The following is a 16,983-nucleotide window of genomic DNA, read 5'->3' as shown; positions in this document are numbered from 1 at the left end:
ATGTGCTTTTATTGGGTCCATCTTGCACGGGCTAAAGATATTAATTTAATCAAAAGTATTATTCATTGTTGAATCTTGTCTTCAAAACTGAATAGGCACTACTTTAGCGATAATAATACATTTAAGTTACCTCAATTATGCACACGATGATCATCCCAACCCTCAACAATCGTCAATTGCAAGCTTATGCAGCAATTTGCTTATGGACTTTTTGTCGATATCTTGGAATCAGGCATGATTCGATTAACAAGTTGTGCGAGCATCTAATGGCAATACTGACCACAAATAGCCTTCCTGATTGGGAGCAAAGTGTTGGTACGGATCAAGGTATCAAGTAAGCTAGATTTTTGTTGGGTGGTTGTTTTATTGCATCTAAGGTGTAGTTACCCACTTTGCGCGCCTTGCCAAAACCTGGCAGGGCTTTAGCAAACCAGGTTAAATTACGCGTTTAATAAGCATCAGGCTTTACTATGCCGCTCGCGGTTTTCACGTTTTTGCTCGGCATTTTTTTGCAGTAGTACATAGGTCGCGCTGGCGCCGCCATGCTGGCGCTGGGCACTGTGGGCGGCTAACACCGGGGCGAATTGCGGTAACCATTTAAATACATAACTGCGCAAAATAGCCGGGTGCGGTTTACTGTTGCGGCCAAGGCCATGATGTACCAGCAAAGTGCGGATGCCGCGCTGGTGGCAGTCGGTAATAAAATGGCTGAGGGCACTGCGTGCTTCTACCAGGCTTTTGCCCAGTAAATTTAACGTGGCGTCCAACTGATACTTACCCAGGCGCAAGTTGCGATACACCCCTTGCTGCACGCCGTCTTTACAATAAGCAAAGATGTCATCCGGTTTCACCAGATCAACATATTCCAGGCTCAGGTAATGCTCATCGTACTCCATTTCCTGCTCAGCGGCTTTGCGTCTGGCCTGTTGTGCCAGCGTGGGGCAAAACTCGCCATTGCTCAGAAGTACGGCATCCTGTGACAGGGGTTTCACCCCAGCCATTTCCTGCAAAAAAATCTCCAGCTCTTCGTCTTGCATGACAGGCTCCACTTAAAAACGACCGTACTCAGTACCCGCCGCCCAGTATAGCCTGTCACTTTCTGATGACAAGATGAAATGGCGTTAATCTGGCTGAGCGGCCAATTTAGCAGCAGTGACACTGGCGGCCTGACTTTGCGCCTGGGCTTTTTTACGGGCACTGGCAAAACGCACCAGGTAATAGGCATTGATTAACAGCACCAGCAGGTTAGAAATTACCCCCTGTGGAATGGCGATATGGCTGTAATAAACAAACAGTAAGCTACAGCCCACTAAGGTGGCTAAGCGTAACCAAAACACATCCTTGATAAAAAAGGCACCGATACAAATGGTTAAACCAACCCAGCTGATGATGTCATACACAATATTTTCCACGGTAACGCCCCTAAGCCCTATGCACTGCAACGGCGCGCATTATGCTTATTGGCTAAAGATTCATCAACTGAGGAATTTTGCTGTTTCAGGATTAGTTTTTTTAATGCATGTGAGGTGATATTACGGCTTGATGACACTAAAATTAAGGGCTGATGAATAAAGCAGCTAAATTTTAGAAAAGTTATGCTAATCACAAAAATGCCAGGCCTAATGGTTCACAAGACCTGGCATTGTTGATTACAGGCGTAAGTCTACGCTGGAATTAGCAATTTCACGGGTCATAATTAACCAGGCTTCCAGGTTTTGCCGCAGGGCCGTTGGGTCAATTTTATCCAGCGTATCATTAGGGGTGTGATGATAATCAAAGTAATCGGTACCATCTTGTTGCAAGGTAGCTACCGGCACACCCTGCGCTTTTAAAATAGAGACATCAGGGCCACCACTGGCCGTGTTCGGGCCCATTGCAATACCCAGATGCTTGAGCTTTTGTTGTAATTGAGCACCAAAAGTCAGCGCCTGCTCACCAAAGCCGGTATCAAAGCGCCACACCCGGCCAGCACCAAAATCAGATTCTGAGGCGAACACATGTGTAGCTAATTGCTGATGATGCTGCGCGGCGTAGGCACGGGCACCAATTAAACCGCCTTCTTCATTGCCAAACAGCACCACCCGGATAGTGCGCTCTGGCCGCTCGGCTTTTAGCAAAGCCCCGGCTGCCATTACGATACCGACACCAGCGCCATCATCCAGGGCACCTGTGCCTTCATCCCAGGAATCGAGGTGAGCACTGATCAACACGATTTCATCCGGGCGTTTACTGCCGGTAATTTCCGCTATCACATTATGGCTGGTGACTGTGCCGGGTAGGTTATTTTGCATATGCAGCGTTAAACTCAGCTCTGGATTAATACTGAGCATTTTACTGAGCTGCTGTGCATCCGGAATAGAAATCGCCGCCGCAGGGATGCGCTCAACATCGTCGTCATAGCGCATAATGCCGGTATGGGCAAAACGGTTGTTACTGCTCCCCACAGAGCGAATAATCAAGGCACTGGCACCCAGCTTCGCCGCTTCTACCGCGCCGCGGGCACGGCCTCCGACCACTCCACCATAAAAGCCGCCCCGGATATCCCGCTCCAGCGCATGGTTGATAAAGACAATACGGTTTTTTACGTCAGCGGGGTTAGCCTGTTGCAGTTGCTCTAAGGTGTCAAACATCACCACCTGACTGTTAATCCCATCAAAGGGCGTGCCGATAGAGCCGCCTAATGCCGTGACCACCAGTGATTGTGAAAAGGGGGCATTAACTTGCAAGCTGGCCTGGCCACGCTCCCAGTATTGCATATTAAAGGGTTCCACCCAGACTTTGTCATAGCCAAGCTGTTTAAAATGGCGCTGTGCCCAGGCCACCGACCGCGCATCCGCCGCGCTACCCGCCAGCCTGGGGCCGACTTCGACTGTCAGCGATTCTAACAGCTTATAAGCAAGATCATGATTCAGTTCAAGCTGCTGTGCCGGTAGGCTGAAGCAGGCTGCTGCACACAAAGAGGTTAGCCACAATTTCATCTTTTATTTCTGCCTTAGTATTGTTATGCTATGGGTACAAGTTTGCCGAACTTAGCATAGTTTGCGGTTAAACCCCATGAAGCCGCGGCCAAGTGCCGGTTTTTAACGCCAAACAGAACGCTAAACTGTAATGCTAAACAGGTATTTATCAAGGAGTTGCTTCAGGGATGCAAGCAAAATCACTTCCGCAATCCGCGCTTTTAGTCGACGATGTCAGCTCGGTGCGCCAATATTTGCGACAAATCCTTCAACAAGCAGGTGTAGAGCATATTTTTGAAGCCTCTGACGGTGCCAGTGCTGCCCGCCTCTTTAATGAGCATAAGCCTCACTGGGTTTTTTTAGATATTCAGCTGCCAGACATAAATGGCCAAGTACTATTACAACGTTTTAAGCAGCTGGATGCACAAAGTCAGATAGTGATGGTGACGGCGTTTTCCAGTGTGGATAATCTGAAAGAGGCGATAGCGGGCGGCGCCAAAGCTTTTGTGGTTAAGCCTTTTAGTGCAGAGCGTATTATCAGCTTGTTGCAACCGCAGTTACATTAAGGCATGCAAAGCAAACATGGTTTAAGTTATGTTGCTTTTTTTGCGGGTAGCCGCTGTTAGCTCTGCCAGCGTTTGTCTCAGCCAGTATTCAGTCAACCTGTATTCAATGAGTGCCATAAGCTGCAATGCAGTACTATGGCTGATAAATTTATGATGGTAACTACAACATGCAACTAGATGATATGCTGAAAAACTCAGCTAAGGCCATTAAACTGCTAAAGGCGGTGTCGAATCAACGGCGTTTAATCATTTTATGCCATCTGCTGGAAGGTGAGATGTCGGTTGGTGAGATTAACGAAAAACTGGATTTGAGTCAGTCTGCTTTATCGCAACATCTGGCGCTGTTGCGCCGACAAAAATTAGTAAGCACCCGTAAAGAAGCACAAACGGTATTTTACCGGATTGACAGTGCCGAGGCTGAAGCTTTAATTGCCTTGATGCACAAGCTGTATTGTTCGTAGCCGGAGCGCTTTGGTTAGCAGTGAGTTTGGCGTTCACCTCAGACAACCGAAGCAATCAGTATTACATTTGCAGCCAACAAAAAAGCCAGCTTACGCTGGCTTTTTTGTTGGTACAGTCAATTAAGCGGCTTTTAATGCTTTAACGTGCGCATTTAAACGTGCTTTATGACGTGCTGCTTTGTTCTTATGGATCAGGCCTTTAGCCGCCATACGATCAATTACAGGCACCATTTTGTTAAACGCTTCAGTTGAAGCGGTTACGTCAGCAGTTAATACCGCTGCGTAGGTTTTCTTGATGAAAGTACGCATCATAGAACGTTGACTGGCGTTTTGCTGACGACGTTTTTCTGATTGAATTGCGCGCTTCTTAGCAGACTTAATGTTAGCCAAGGTAACACTCCTAAAAACTAAACCGGACTCTTTAAAGGCCGCATAATATGCCTATTTACTGTGCCATTGTCAAATGCTTTATGTCATTAAGCACTGAATTAAATTAAGCCGGCTACTGGTATTAACCGGCCTTTACAGTAAGAATAGCGTCGGGTAAAAATCAAGGAGCAGGGCGTGTCAGGAAAATTAGTCAAATCTGGCATCATTGTCAGCTGTATGACACTGATTTCAAGAGTTCTGGGCTTAGTGCGTGACATAGTGGTAGCCAACTTTGTCGGTGCAGGCGCCGCAGCTGATGTGTTTTTCTTTGCCAATCGCATCCCTAATTTTTTACGCCGCTTATTTGCTGAAGGCGCTTTTTCTCAGGCCTTTGTGCCAGTACTGAGTGAAGTTAAAGCCAGGCATGGTGATGCCGCGGTGCGCGAACTGATTGCCAAAGTGGCTGGCACCCTGGGGGTGATCGTCACCCTGGTGACCTTGTTCGGCGTGATAGCATCGCCGTTGCTGGCCATGTTATTTGGTATGGGCTGGTTTATTGAATGGCTTAACGATGGCCCCGAGGCACATAAGTTTGAGCTGGCCAGCCTGATGCTGAAAATTACCTTTCCTTATCTGTGGTTTATCAGTCTGGTGGCGTTTTCCGGTGCCATTTTAAATACCTATAACCGCTTTGCCGTCGCTGCCTTTACTCCGGTGTTTTTAAATATTGCTATTATTGCCTGTGCGCTCTATTTAGCGCCTGGTCTGGCCGAGCCTGCGTTAGCGCTGGCCTGGGGCGTGTTTATCGGTGGCGTGGTGCAGTTGCTGTTTCAATTGCCTTTTTTAGCAAGATCCGGCTTGTTGGTGATGCCCAAATGGAGCTGGCGCGACCCCAATGTCACTAAAATCCGTACTTTGATGCTGCCGGCGTTGTTTGGGGTGTCGGTCAGTCAGATTAATTTATTACTCGATACCGTCATCGCCTCTTTCCTGCTGACCGGGGCGGTTAGCTGGTTATATTATTCAGATCGCTTAATAGAATTTCCGCTGGGTTTATTTGGTATCGCCATTGCCACAGTGATTTTACCTAATTTATCACGCCATCATGCTAATGCCAGCCCGCAGCAGTTTTCCGCCACCTTAGACTGGGCCATTCGTTTTGTCGCTTTATTTGGTATTCCGGCGATGGCAGCATTAATGGTACTAGCCAAACCCATTATCGCGTTGTTATTTATGCGCGGCGAGTTTACCGAAAATGACGTACTGATGGTGTCTTACAGCTTAGTAGCCTATGCCACTGGGTTACTGAGTTATATGTTGATAAAGGTATTAGCGCCGGGGTTTTATGCCCGGCAGGATATTAAAACACCGGTTCGTATCGGCATTATTGCTATGGTGGCCAATATGGGGCTTAACCTGATGCTGGCGCCTTTTTTAAGTTATGTTGGCTTGGCGCTGGCCACAGCGTTATCGGCCAGTCTTAATGCCTATTTGTTATACCGTGGGCTGCGTCTGGCCGGTGTGTTTCAGTTAAGCCGCCAAAGCTGGCGTTTTATGATTAAGCTGCTGGTCGCCACCAGTCTGATGACAGCAGCCTTACTGTGGTTGTGCCCGTCTTTTGAGCTGTGGCGTGAACTGGGCATGTTCAACCAGATCATGCAATTAAGCCTGTTATGCGTAGGGGCCATACTGCTGTATTTTGGTCTGTTGTGGTTGTTAGGGGTGCGACTGGCCGATTTTAAAGCCCGGCCTGTTGCTGCAGCGAATTAGTGGTTATAATGCCGCGTTTAGCGTTTGAGGCAGAGAACATATTAAGGCTGGCATGCAGTTAATTCGCGGTTTACATAATATTCAACCGGAGCATCGGGGTTGCGTGCTGACCATAGGCAACTTTGATGGCGTGCATGTTGGGCACCAGGCCGTGCTGGCACAGGTAAAAGCCATTGCTGCGCAACGTCAGTTGCCTTCTTGTGTGATGTTATTTGAACCGCAACCGCTGGAGTTGTTTGCTAAAGCGGCGGCCCCGGCGCGCATTAGTCGCTTTCGTGAGAAATATCTGGCGCTGGCACAACTGGGGATTGATCGCTTGCTCTGCGTGGCTTTTACGCCACGCTTTGCGGCAATGCAACCGCAAGATTTTATTGAAGAGTTACTGATGCGCCGCCTGGGTGTGCAAGAATTAATCGTCGGTGATGATTTTCGTTTTGGCAAAAACCGGGCCGGCAATTATGAATTGTTGGCACGTGCCGCAGAGCGTTATCAGTTTGGTCTCACCAGTACCTCCAGTTTAAAACTGGCCGAGCAGCGGGTCAGTAGCACCTTAATTCGCCAGGCGTTGCAGACCGATCAGTTAGCGGCAGCCACTGCTATGCTGGGCCGGCCTTTTACGCTGACCGGCCGGGTAAGGCACGGTCGTAAGCTGGGGCGTGATCTGGGCTTTCCAACGGCCAATGTCTGGTTATACCGGCGCACCTTGCCGGTATCAGGCGTCTATGCCATTAGTGCCCGCACCTGTTATGGTGTGTTTAATGGCGTGGCGAATATTGGTCACCGACCAACAGTGCAAGGGCAGCGCGAACAGCTTGAAGCCCATTTATTTGATTTTAATCAGGATTTATACGGCAGTCAGATTGAAGTGGTGTTGCATCACAAATTACGTGACGAGCAACGCTTTGCCAGTCTGGATGCATTAAAACAACAAATTGCCGCGGATGCCGCCGCGGCAAAAGCCTATTTCAGTTGCCTGCCTGCGCAGCAGCCGATGTCAGTATTAACTTAATGGAACCGAAACGGATGAGCGATTACAAGCACACGCTGAATTTACCCGAAACGGCCTTTGCCATGCGTGGTAATCTGGCACAACGTGAGCCACAAATGTTGGCCCAGTGGACAGAAGCCGATCTGTACGGTCAGATCCGCAGCGCCAAAAAAGGCAAAAAAACCTTTATTTTGCATGATGGCCCGCCCTACGCCAATGGCAATATCCACATTGGTCATGCTGTTAATAAAATTTTGAAAGACATTATCGTCAAAGCCAAAACCCTGTCTGACTTCGACGCGCCCTATATTCCTGGCTGGGACTGCCATGGCCTGCCTATTGAGTTGGTGGTGGAGAAAAAACACGGCAAACCTGGCGTTAAATTATCGGCAGCTGAATTCCGGCAACATTGCCGTGACTATGCTGCCAGCCAGATTGATGCACAGCGCACGGACTTTATCCGCTTAGGGGTTTTGGGCGACTGGAACAATCCTTATCGCACAATGGACTTTGATTTTGAAGCCAACATCATTCGTTCGCTGGCAAAAATTATCGACAATGGCCATTTGCAGCAGGGCTTTAAGCCAGTGCACTGGTGTACCGATTGCGGCTCAGCCTTAGCCGAAGCCGAAGTCGAATATCAGGACAAGGTGTCGCCGGCCATAGACGTACGTTTTGCTGTGGTAGATGAGGCAGTGGTAGAGCGCTTTGACCACCCAATGGGTAAAACCGGCACGGGTAAGGTGTCAGTGGTGATTTGGACCACTACTCCCTGGACCATACCCGCCAATCGCGCGGTAGCAGTAAATGCCAAGCTAGATTACAGTCTGGTGCAGGTAGAACAGGGGCCCTTAGGTGCTGAGCGGTTAATTATTGCCACGGATTTAGTGAAAGACGTGATGGCGCGGGCCGGTATTGAGCATTACCACGCATTGGGCTTTGCCAAAGGTGAGGCGCTGGAGCTGGTGCCACTGCAACACCCGTTATATGACTTTAGCGTGCCGCTGATTTTGGGCGATCATGTAACCACTGACTCTGGTACCGGCTGCGTGCATACCGCCCCTGGCCATGGTCAGGAAGACTTTGTAGTGGGTAAGCAATATAACCTTGAAGTGGCTAATCCGGTGGGCGCCAACGGCGTTTATCTGCCAGATACGCCGCTGTTTGCCGGTCAGCATGTCTTTAAAGCCAACGATAGCGTGGTCGACGCCCTGAACGCTGCCGGTGCGCTGTTGGTGCACAAAGCCTATAAACACAGTTATCCGCATTGCTGGCGCCATAAAACGCCGATTATTTTCCGCGCCACGCCGCAGTGGTTTATCAGCATGGAGCAGCAGGGGCTGCGCAGTACCTCGCTGGCTCAAATTGCACAAACCCGCTGGATCCCGGACTGGGGCCAACAGCGCATTGAAAAAATGGTAGCAGGACGGCCAGACTGGTGTATTTCACGCCAGCGCACCTGGGGTGTGCCTATTGCGTTGTTTGTGGATAAAGACACTGGCGCTTTACACCCGAATACCGCTCAGCTGATGGAGCAGGTTGCCAAACTGGTTGAACAGCAAGGTATTCAGGCCTGGTTTGATCTTAGCGCAGACAGCTTACTGGGTGATGATGCCAAGCAGTATGTTAAGGTGAGCGATACGCTGGATGTCTGGTTTGACTCTGGTGTCACCCACGCTTGCGTGGTGGCGGCGCGGGAAGAATTTGCCGGTGCCATTCAGGCAGATTTATATCTTGAAGGCTCAGATCAACACCGTGGCTGGTTTATGTCATCGCTGATGACCGGGGTGAGTATTCATCATCAGGCACCTTATAAACAGGTGCTGACCCACGGTTTTACCGTAGATGGTGATGGCCGCAAGATGTCAAAGTCTTTGGGCAATGTGGTCTCTCCACAAGATGTGATGAATAAGCTTGGTGCTGACATTCTGCGGTTATGGGTAGCCACCACAGATTACACTTCTGAGATGACGGTATCGGATGAAATTCTAAACCGCGCCGCCGACAAATACCGGCGTATCCGTAATACCGCGCGCTTTTTGTTAGCCAACCTCAATGGTTTTAATCCTTCTACCGACATGGTGCCTTTTGCGCAGATGGTAGAGCTGGACTTGTGGGTGGTGAACCGTGCGGCCAAATTGCAGCAAGACATTGTTGAAGCCTATGATCAATACCAGTTCCATCAGGTGAGCCAAAAACTGATGAATTTCTGTACCGTTGAACTGGGCAGTTTTTATCTGGATGTGATTAAAGACCGGCAGTACACCGCGCACAAAGATGGTTTAGCGCGGCGCTCCTGTCAAACAGCGCTCTATCATATTGCTGAAGCCATGGTGCGTTGGATGGCACCGGTAATGAGCTTTACCGCGCAGGAAATCTGGCAGGCATTACCGGGCGAGCGCAGCAGCTTTGTGTTTACGGATGTCTGGTATGACGGCTTTGCCGAGCTAAGCGCCGGACAGTTTGATGATGCTTACTGGCAGCAGTTACTGCAGGTACGGGATGAGGTTAACAAAGTACTGGAAGCGGCCAGACGTGAAGACAAAATTGGTGCTTCTTTGCAAGCAGAAGTGACCTTATTTGCCAGCGCTACGCTGGCCGCAGATTTAGCCAAACTAGGAGATGAACTGCGCTTTGTGCTGATCACCTCAACGGCTGAAGTGAGCACTGCCAGTGCGCCGGCCAATGCTATCGCTACAGAACTGGCGGGCTTGAGTGTGTTAGTCAATGCCTCTTCTGCCGCTAAATGTGAGCGCTGCTGGCATCACCGGCATGATGTGGGTGCCAATGCCGCCCACCCGGGTATTTGCCTGCGCTGTGTAGACAACGTAGAGGGTAACGGTGAACAAAGGAAATTTGCCTGATGCGGCTGTTTAAAGAAACCGGCTGGCGCTGGTGGTGGTTAATTGTCTTGTTTATTGTGGTTGATCAGGCCTCTAAACAGTGGATAGTGCATAACCTGCCCTATGGTGGCAGCATACCGCTGTTACCGGTGTTTGAGCTGGCCCATGTGTATAATACCGGTGCTGCTTTTTCTATTTTAAGTGACGCTGGTGGCTGGCAACGCTGGTTTTTTGCCGGTTTAGCGCTGGCTATCAGCCTGGTGCTGATGGTATGGCTAAGTCGTATAGGCCCAGCTCAGCAACCCAGGTTATGCCTGGCGCTAAGTCTGGTTCTGGCCGGTGCTATCGGTAATTTAATCGACCGGGTGTTGTTTGGCTATGTGATTGACATGCTCCACGTGTTTTACCAAAGTTGGAGTTATCCGGTATTTAATGTGGCAGACTCGGTGATCTGTATTGGCGCCGTATTGCTAATCTGGGATAGCTTTAAACCCGAGTATGAGGATAAAAAATGAGTCAGATTAGCGCATCCAGTACGGTGATTTTTCATTTTGATATTACCCTGACAGATGGCAGTGCCGCTGAAAGTACCCGGGTGCATAATAAACCGGCTAAGTTACAGATGGGCGATGGCAGTATTTCGCCGGCGTTTGAAGCCCAGTTATTCGGCTTAACTGCCGGTGCCAAAAAAAGCTTCACCCTGGCACCAGAAGATGCTTATGGCATGCCTAACCCTGACAATATTTACTATGTTGACCGCTCGAAGTTTTCTGCCGATGCCCCGGCCACTGTCGGCAGCATTATTGGTTTTGCCATGCCAGATGGCAGCGAATTACCCGGCTTGGTGCGCGAGGTGGTAGGTGAGTCGGTTACGGTGGATTTTAATCATCCGCTGGCAGGCCAGACACTGACCTTTAACATTGAAATAGTACAAGTGAGCTAAAGCAGATGGATATATTGTTAGCCAACCCACGGGGCTTTTGTGCCGGTGTTGATCGGGCCATCAGCATTGTTGAACGAGCGCTGGAGCTATACGATCACCCTATTTATGTGCGTCATGAAGTAGTGCATAACAAATTTGTGGTAGATGGCTTGCGTCGCAGTGGTGCAGTTTTTGTCGATGAACTTGACGAAGTGCCGGATGGCCAGATTGTTATTTTTAGTGCGCATGGGGTGTCGCAAGCCGTACGGGAAACGGCAAAACAACGTGGCTTAAAAGTATTTGATGCCACCTGCCCGCTGGTCACTAAGGTGCATATGGAAGTCACCCGCGCCAGTCGCAAAGGCATTGAATGTATTTTAATTGGTCATGCCGGGCATCCTGAAGTGGAAGGCACCATGGGCCAGTACGACAATGCGGCGGGCGGCATTTATCTGGTGGAGTCGGTAGAAGATGTGGCCGCGCTTAAGGTAAAAAATGCCAGCCAGCTGTGTTACAGCAGCCAAACTACCCTGTCGGTGGATGACACCGCTGAGGTGATTGACGCGCTACGCCAGCGTTTTCCAGATATTGAAGGCCCACGTAAAGACGATATTTGTTATGCCACGCAGAACCGTCAGGACGCCGTACGCGATCTGGCGTCTAAGGCTGATTTATTATTGGTGGTGGGTGCTAAAAACAGCAGTAATTCGAATCGCTTGCGTGAGCTGGCCGAAAAAATGGGCTGCACCGCCTATTTAATTGATACCGCTAATGATATTCAGCAAAGCTGGCTTAATAATATTAAGGCTGTGGGTGTTACTGCGGGGGCTTCGGCGCCTGAAGTGCTGGTGCAGCAAGTGGTAAAACAGTTACAAATGTGGGGCGGTAAAACCCTTACCGAAAACCCTGGCCGCCCAGAAAACGTGGTCTTTGCTATACCAGCTGAGCTGCGATAACACTTGTTAAGTTAATGCGGCTAAATCCGTTGATAGGTTAGTATAAGAGGGAGCAAGGTCAGATGGCAGCAGCCAATGCAGCAAAAAACGCCCGCCGTCAGTTCCCTTTGCCGGATGTCTGTCATAGCCGCATGGTGCTGCGAGTGCTGGTACTGGCACAAGCATTAGCTATTATCCTGGCCTTTGCCCCACCCGGCACGGACTCAGTTTGGTTGCGACTTGGCATGATAAGCCTGGGCGTGCACTGGGTTGCCTTATTGTCTTGTTTTGTTTACTGCAAATTACGTAACTGGCTAAGCCAGCAAGCCCCTTTACGCTTAGCCTGTTATTGTCTGACCATCTTGTTTAGCATGACCTTAATAGTCAGCGCTTTCGCCTGGTTGTGGTTTGGCCAGGAATTATCTGCCACTGGACTAAAATTGTGGCCATTTGTGCTGTCAAACCTCATGGTTTCGTTAATTGTTGGCTTGATAGTGATGCAACTTGGCATTATGCATGCTGAGCGTAATCAGCAACTTGCTGCGCAAAGCCGGGCCGAGTTAGGTGCCTTGCAGGCCCGTATTCAACCACATTTTTTATTTAATAGCCTGAACACGGCTGCCGAATTAACCCAGCAAGATAGCCAGGCCGCAGAGCAGGCATTATTAAATTTGGCCGATTTATTTCGAGCAGCCATGCATGCCGGTGAGCAGATCAGCCTGACTGAGGAGCTCACCTTAGCCCGGCAATATCTGACTCTGGAACAATGGCGTTTAGGTGAGCGGATGCAGCAGAACTGGCAGATACCAGCACAACTCCCTAAGTTGCAGTTACCGGCGCTGACCATTCAACCCTTATTGGAAAATGCGGTGCGCCATGGGATTGAAAACTGCCCGCGTGGTGGCGCTATTGATATCGAACTGATTGATAGCAGCCAGTCGGTGACCTTGCTGATTAGCAACCCTTTTTTACCCAGTCAGGGCAACAGCCGCAGCAATGGCGTGGCATTGGCCAATATCCGCCAGCGACTGCAGCTGTATTTTGGCGATAGCGCTAGTTTGCATCGTAGTATTGTTGATAGTACCTTCAGGGTTAAGCTGGTGCTGCCAAAACACCAGCCGGGTCAAAACGGATGAAAGTGCTTATAGTTGATGATGAGCCTTTGGCTCGCGCCAGATTGCAACGTTTACTGGCAGATTTTTCCGAATATAGCCTGGTAGGTACTGCGTCTGATGTCGCCAGTGCCCGCCAGTTGTGCAGTCAAACCCAACCCGATGTGTTGCTGCTAGATATTGAGATGCCAGGGCAAGATGGCTTGGCATTTGCGGCTGAGTTAACTCAGTTGCCGCTACCACCAGCGGTGATTTTAGTCACTGCTCATCCGCAGCATGCACTGCAGGCTTACAGCGTTAACCCGGCCGATTATATCCTCAAACCTGTCTCTGCCGAGCGTTTGGCACAAGCGCTTGGCCGCTTACGTCAAAAGACCCGTGCACAATTGCAGATAGAACCCATCATTAATTATCAGCTGGGTAATCAACAGCGGCAAATGCTGCTGAGCAAGGTGATGTATTTTACCGCTGATGATAAATATGTGCGTATGGTGTTTAAAGGTGGTGAAGCCTTGCTGGAGCAAAGTTTAAGCCAGTTGTTAAAGCGATTTCCTGTACAATTACTGCGTATACATCGCAGCACCCTAATAAATCGCAGTTTTTTTGATTATTTATTTAGCAGTAATGACGGCCGGCATTTTGTCAAACTGCTCGACATGGAACCGCCACTGGAAGTCAGCCGCCGTTGCCTTAGCCAGTTGCGACAGCAGCTCGGTCTTAACTAATCATTACTTAGTCGTAGTTAGCCACTTATCGGCCAATTTAACCGCTTATCCAGTTCGCTGTGGTATATACCAAAGTGGCTTGCTAAGTTAATATTCGGTCATGTGTATTTTCAGAGCAGGATTATTTATGCCGGAGTTTGGCACACCACAACAACGCTGTTCCGTGTCGTCAGGTTTTACGCTGATTGAATTGATGGTTACCATAGCCGTGCTGGCTATTGTGTTAACTGTAGCCGTTCCTTCGTTTACCAGCCTGGTGTCATCCAGTCGTTTAAATGCGCAAGTAAATCAATTGCTGGCAGCTATTGAATATGCAAAAACGGAAGCAGTTAAAAATAACGCAACAGTTATTTTTTGTCATTCAACCGATGGCGCCAGTTGTAGTACACCGCCTGCCGCAGGCTGGCAAGGCTGGGCAGTAGGTATGGCCGCCGCTGGAACGGGCATTGAAGCAGGCACTGAAATGCGCAGTGGTTTGCTTGAATCACCGCAATTGGTGATAAGGCCCAGCGCAGTGTTAAGTGACGCAGATCATCAGATTAGAATAACTCCGCAGGGTTTACTGCGAACCAACAACCGTTTGCCACTTACTGCTACGCTGCGGGTTTGTGCTCCTAGTTCATCAGTCAATCCTAACAGTCGTGAGCTTCGGATCCGCTCAGGTGGTCAATTAGCCGTAATTAGCGAGCAGCATGCCGGCTGCCCAACTCCTTAGGATGAAGATGATGAAAACAATGGCAGGATTTAAACGTCAACAAGGTACCAGCTTACTTGAAGTGCTGATATCAGTGCTGGTGTTAGCAATTGGCATTTTAGGGGTAGTAGGTCTGCAGTCTGTCAGTTTACGAAGCACCAACACCGCGCACGAAAGAGCTATGGCAGTGATACTCACTGAAACCTTATTTGAAGTGATGCGCACTACTGGCCCTGTATCAAGAACCAACGCTTTTGAAATGACTACTTGCGATGGGGTTAGTGGCATTCCGGTAACGAAAGCCTGGCAAAGCGATGTAAAGCAAGTTACCGCTGAGTGTGCTTTAGTTGAGTGGAGTGAAGGTGTCTATACCGTTACTATTGATTGGACGGATCAACGACTGAATGCCAATTCGGTAGTCGTCATGGAGGTCAGGCCATGACCTTAGGCAAAAGGAGCCGAGGCTTTACTCTAGTTGAGCTAATGATTGCTATGGTACTGGGTTTAATGCTGCTCGGTGGCGTTATTGGCATATTTTTGTCCAACCAGACGACCAGCAGGGTGAATAATGAACTGGCATCTCTGCAAAGTAGTGCCAGACTGGCATTTCAGCTGATGTCCCAGGATATTCGCAGTGCCGGCTTTGCCGGTTGTAATAATTCTGGCCGGGTAGTGAGTGTCATTAATGGCGCCCCCCTTTGGTCACAATGGCGTGGTGGGCTCGAAGGTTATGCGGTAGGAACGAACGGCGTAAGTGAATCTTTGCGCCTGATGTACGGCGCAGGAGAGACGGCGTCAGTACGTAACCACGTGCCACCGGTTCTGACTCTAAATGAAGCCTCAGCTTTGCGGGTCGGTGATATTGCTATGTTGTGTGATGATACCTTATCAAGTGTGTTTCAGGTGTCAGCCAGAACTGTTGATACCATCAGTCACGCTGCTGCTGCGCCCCTGAATTGTGCCGCTGATTTAGGCTTTCAGTTTCCGTTTGTCTGTGCTGATGCTAGACCCAGGATTTTTCCCGGTGGCTCAATGTTGATGCGCTTTGAGTCAGTACTCTGGCTGGTTGCGCCAAGTGCTGATGATGCTGCGATAAATTCTTTATACCGTGAAGTGATGATTGGTGGTGTTTTGACAAGGGAAGAGGTGCTGTTTGGCGTAAGCAGTGTAAATTTTGCTTATCAGGATGGGGATTTGCCTTTTGGTCCGGTGGCCTTCACGCCAGCAATTAACATGGGCAATGTAGTCGGTCTGCAAGTAGCATTAGTGATGGATCCCAACGCCTTTACAAACGCTGATTTACCGTTAGAAATGCGTACTATCCGATTCTTCGCTTCAGTGCGCAACAGGTTAAGGTAGAGCTATGAAAAACCATTTTCGACAATCTGGGGCAGTGCTTGTTGTGGCATTATTGTTATTACTGGTTATTACCCTGGTGTCAGTAGCCAGCATGCAACGTTCGGTATTACAAGAACGTATGACTGCCAATTTATATGAGAGACAGTTAGCGGTGCAGCAAGTAGAAGCCGCCTTACGCTCAGCTGAAAACTGGGTGGCGGCACAATTACCCGATCCGCGGACTCGCATCCCTGCTGAAAACTGGTTTTATGATTTGCCTTTAATAAATGTCATTGACCGTTGGCAAGATCCGGCAACACAGTGGCGTGCAGCGCCACCTATTAATCCGGGTATGTCCAGTACAGCGCAGTACTTTATTGAATATTTAGGTGAGTGGCCATCACCCGTTAATCCGGATTGTGCAAGTGCGACCACTATTGAACCTGATTGTTTGTCACCCACTTTTAGAATTACCGCACGAAATATAGTCACAGAGGGTACTCCAGTAGTACTAATGCAAACCATCTGGCGTTTGTAAGGTTATGAGGAATGTATTATGAGCAAATTTAATGTGATACCAAGCACTAGCGTGCTAGTGCTTGGCTTAAGTATGATGTTTGGTGGTGCTAGCGCTCATGCATCGATTAACCTGGCCATTCCTAATGTGCCCTTGCAAACCGGCAGTGATGTGCCAATTAATCTGAAGTTTATTATTGATGACTCGGGTTCTATGAATTGGGGTTTTTTACCAGATGATATGAGATACTATTGTAAATCAAATAGTACCGGCCTCGTACTTGCAAAAAGTAAATCGCCTAGTTTTAATAAGCAATATTATAATCCTGAAGAGAATTATATAGCGCCTCCTACCTACTCAGATTTAACACTTGCCACCGCATTTAGGAATGGTTACAAGAAAACTGGCGCGAGAAATTTAGTTACAAATTTCCAGGCGACGTGGGAGAATAATAATGCCTGTGGTGCTGCGGGGCCGGCCGATTATTATTTGCTTGAACATTGTGAAGATACAGAAGATTTAGCATGTTATCAACGTTATGACGTAACAACACAGACTTTGGAAGAACAAAAAAACTTTGCTAATTGGTATTCGTATTATCGGACCCGGCAGATGTCTTCTCAAGCAGGTATTGCCCGTGCGTTTGTCACTTTACCTGAAACAGTAAGGGTAGGTTATGGTGCCCTTAAAAAACCTTCAACCAGAGGGGTTAGGGAGTTCACGGGTACTGATAGAACAGAATTCTTCAATTGGCTATACGGCCTAGCCAACCCCTCAGGGGCTACC

The 16,983-nt window shown here is 48.9% G+C and carries 18 protein-coding genes and 1 pseudogene; 15 read left to right on the top strand and 4 right to left on the bottom strand.

Annotated elements, in window-relative coordinates:
- Positions 1-458: 458 nt before the first annotated feature.
- From smrA to V7D78_RS13105, 3 genes are all read right to left on the bottom strand, one after another.
- The gene (gene smrA / locus V7D78_RS13115; protein ID WP_333608901.1) at positions 459-1,037 is read right to left on the bottom strand and encodes a DNA endonuclease SmrA; all 579 of its coding nucleotides are present in this window, start codon (positions 1,035-1,037) and stop codon (positions 459-461) included.
- A gap of 84 nt (positions 1,038-1,121) precedes the next feature.
- A complete protein-coding gene (locus V7D78_RS13110; protein WP_333608900.1) occupies positions 1,122-1,412 on the bottom strand; it encodes a hypothetical protein in 291 nt (96 codons plus the stop codon).
- Between the two features lie 237 nt (positions 1,413-1,649).
- Complete coding sequence (locus V7D78_RS13105) at positions 1,650-2,978, bottom strand: M20/M25/M40 family metallo-hydrolase (RefSeq protein WP_333608899.1); 1,329 nt, start codon at positions 2,976-2,978, stop codon at positions 1,650-1,652.
- A gap of 167 nt (positions 2,979-3,145) precedes the next feature.
- Here V7D78_RS13105 and V7D78_RS13100 point away from each other — a divergent pair, with 167 nt between their 5' ends.
- A complete protein-coding gene (locus tag V7D78_RS13100; RefSeq protein WP_333608898.1) occupies positions 3,146-3,523 on the top strand; it encodes a response regulator in 378 nt (125 codons plus the stop codon).
- A gap of 167 nt (positions 3,524-3,690) precedes the next feature.
- Positions 3,691-3,984, top strand: coding sequence for an ArsR/SmtB family transcription factor (locus V7D78_RS13095; RefSeq protein ID WP_333608897.1), 294 nt, complete (start codon positions 3,691-3,693; stop codon positions 3,982-3,984).
- Positions 3,985-4,104: 120 nt separating this feature from the next.
- Here the strand turns inward: V7D78_RS13095 and rpsT are convergent, their stop codons facing one another.
- Entirely contained in the window at positions 4,105-4,374 is a 270-nt protein-coding gene (gene rpsT, locus V7D78_RS13090) for a 30S ribosomal protein S20 (protein WP_019677096.1), read from the bottom strand.
- A 174-nt stretch (positions 4,375-4,548) separates the two neighbouring features.
- On the opposite strand from rpsT, the gene murJ reads away from it, so the two are divergent.
- From murJ to V7D78_RS13025, 13 genes and pseudogenes are all read left to right on the top strand, one after another.
- A complete protein-coding gene (gene murJ, locus V7D78_RS13085) occupies positions 4,549-6,123 on the top strand; it encodes a murein biosynthesis integral membrane protein MurJ (RefSeq protein ID WP_333608896.1) in 1,575 nt (524 codons plus the stop codon).
- A gap of 52 nt (positions 6,124-6,175) precedes the next feature.
- Positions 6,176-7,132 carry a bifunctional riboflavin kinase/FAD synthetase gene (gene ribF / locus V7D78_RS13080; protein ID WP_333608895.1) on the top strand — a complete coding sequence of 319 codons (957 nt, stop codon included), beginning with the start codon at positions 6,176-6,178 and terminating at the stop codon, positions 7,130-7,132.
- Between the two features lie 14 nt (positions 7,133-7,146).
- Entirely contained in the window at positions 7,147-9,975 is a 2,829-nt protein-coding gene (ileS, locus tag V7D78_RS13075; protein ID WP_333608894.1) for an isoleucine--tRNA ligase, read from the top strand.
- Complete coding sequence (lspA, locus tag V7D78_RS13070) at positions 9,975-10,469, top strand: signal peptidase II (RefSeq protein WP_333608893.1); 495 nt, start codon at positions 9,975-9,977, stop codon at positions 10,467-10,469. The genes ileS and lspA overlap by 1 nt, the downstream gene beginning before the upstream one ends.
- Positions 10,466-10,897 (top strand): FKBP-type peptidyl-prolyl cis-trans isomerase, encoded by a 432-nt coding sequence (gene fkpB / locus V7D78_RS13065; protein WP_333608892.1) that lies wholly within the window; start codon positions 10,466-10,468, stop codon positions 10,895-10,897. The genes lspA and fkpB overlap by 4 nt, the downstream gene beginning before the upstream one ends.
- A 5-nt stretch (positions 10,898-10,902) precedes the next feature.
- Positions 10,903-11,832: a 4-hydroxy-3-methylbut-2-enyl diphosphate reductase gene (gene ispH / locus V7D78_RS13060; RefSeq protein ID WP_333608891.1), complete on the top strand. Its 930-nt coding sequence runs from the start codon at positions 10,903-10,905 to the stop codon at positions 11,830-11,832.
- 62 nt (positions 11,833-11,894) lie between these two features.
- Positions 11,895-12,947 (top strand): sensor histidine kinase, encoded by a 1,053-nt coding sequence (locus V7D78_RS13055; RefSeq protein WP_333608890.1) that lies wholly within the window; start codon positions 11,895-11,897, stop codon positions 12,945-12,947.
- Positions 12,944-13,648: a LytR/AlgR family response regulator transcription factor gene (locus tag V7D78_RS13050; protein WP_333608889.1), complete on the top strand. Its 705-nt coding sequence runs from the start codon at positions 12,944-12,946 to the stop codon at positions 13,646-13,648. The genes V7D78_RS13055 and V7D78_RS13050 overlap by 4 nt, the downstream gene beginning before the upstream one ends.
- A 127-nt stretch (positions 13,649-13,775) precedes the next feature.
- Positions 13,776-14,363, top strand: coding sequence for a GspH/FimT family pseudopilin (locus V7D78_RS13045; RefSeq protein ID WP_333608888.1), 588 nt, complete (start codon positions 13,776-13,778; stop codon positions 14,361-14,363).
- A gap of 7 nt (positions 14,364-14,370) precedes the next feature.
- A complete protein-coding gene (gene pilV, locus V7D78_RS13040; protein WP_333608887.1) occupies positions 14,371-14,784 on the top strand; it encodes a type IV pilus modification protein PilV in 414 nt (137 codons plus the stop codon).
- Entirely contained in the window at positions 14,781-15,701 is a 921-nt protein-coding gene (locus tag V7D78_RS13035) for a PilW family protein (RefSeq protein WP_333608886.1), read from the top strand. Before pilV ends, V7D78_RS13035 begins: the two co-directional genes overlap by 4 nt.
- A 4-nt stretch (positions 15,702-15,705) precedes the next feature.
- On the top strand, positions 15,706-16,218 hold the full coding sequence (locus tag V7D78_RS13030) for a pilus assembly PilX family protein (RefSeq protein WP_333608885.1): 513 nt from the start codon (positions 15,706-15,708) through the stop codon (positions 16,216-16,218).
- An 18-nt stretch (positions 16,219-16,236) separates the two neighbouring features.
- Positions 16,237-16,983 (top strand): annotated as a pseudogene (locus V7D78_RS13025) (hypothetical protein); the annotation flags it as partial.

It is taken from the genome of Arsukibacterium sp. (assembly GCF_036735525.1).
GTDB lineage: Bacteria > Pseudomonadota > Gammaproteobacteria > Enterobacterales > Alteromonadaceae > Alishewanella.
The sequence above is the reverse complement of the archived record's forward strand: the minus strand, read 5'-3'. Positions and strand labels throughout refer to the sequence as shown.

Excerpts from the sequence above, each read along its gene's own strand:
- smrA (WP_333608901.1), bottom strand. The coding sequence starts at position 1,037 with ATGCAAGACGAAGAGCTGGAGATTTTTTTGCAGGAAATGGCTGGGGTG.
- V7D78_RS13105 (WP_333608899.1), bottom strand. The coding sequence starts at position 2,978 with ATGAAATTGTGGCTAACCTCTTTGTGTGCAGCAGCCTGCTTCAGCCTA.
- V7D78_RS13100 (WP_333608898.1), top strand. The coding sequence starts at position 3,146 with ATGCAAGCAAAATCACTTCCGCAATCCGCGCTTTTAGTCGACGATGTC.
- V7D78_RS13095 (WP_333608897.1), top strand. The coding sequence starts at position 3,691 with ATGCAACTAGATGATATGCTGAAAAACTCAGCTAAGGCCATTAAACTG.
- ribF (WP_333608895.1), top strand. The coding sequence starts at position 6,176 with ATGCAGTTAATTCGCGGTTTACATAATATTCAACCGGAGCATCGGGGT.
- ileS (WP_333608894.1), top strand. The coding sequence starts at position 7,147 with ATGAGCGATTACAAGCACACGCTGAATTTACCCGAAACGGCCTTTGCC.
- lspA (WP_333608893.1), top strand. The coding sequence starts at position 9,975 with ATGCGGCTGTTTAAAGAAACCGGCTGGCGCTGGTGGTGGTTAATTGTC.
- fkpB (WP_333608892.1), top strand. The coding sequence starts at position 10,466 with ATGAGTCAGATTAGCGCATCCAGTACGGTGATTTTTCATTTTGATATT.
- ispH (WP_333608891.1), top strand. The coding sequence starts at position 10,903 with ATGGATATATTGTTAGCCAACCCACGGGGCTTTTGTGCCGGTGTTGAT.
- V7D78_RS13055 (WP_333608890.1), top strand. The coding sequence starts at position 11,895 with ATGGCAGCAGCCAATGCAGCAAAAAACGCCCGCCGTCAGTTCCCTTTG.
- V7D78_RS13050 (WP_333608889.1), top strand. The coding sequence starts at position 12,944 with ATGAAAGTGCTTATAGTTGATGATGAGCCTTTGGCTCGCGCCAGATTG.
- V7D78_RS13045 (WP_333608888.1), top strand. The coding sequence starts at position 13,776 with ATGCCGGAGTTTGGCACACCACAACAACGCTGTTCCGTGTCGTCAGGT.
- pilV (WP_333608887.1), top strand. The coding sequence starts at position 14,371 with ATGATGAAAACAATGGCAGGATTTAAACGTCAACAAGGTACCAGCTTA.
- V7D78_RS13035 (WP_333608886.1), top strand. The coding sequence starts at position 14,781 with ATGACCTTAGGCAAAAGGAGCCGAGGCTTTACTCTAGTTGAGCTAATG.
- V7D78_RS13030 (WP_333608885.1), top strand. The coding sequence starts at position 15,706 with ATGAAAAACCATTTTCGACAATCTGGGGCAGTGCTTGTTGTGGCATTA.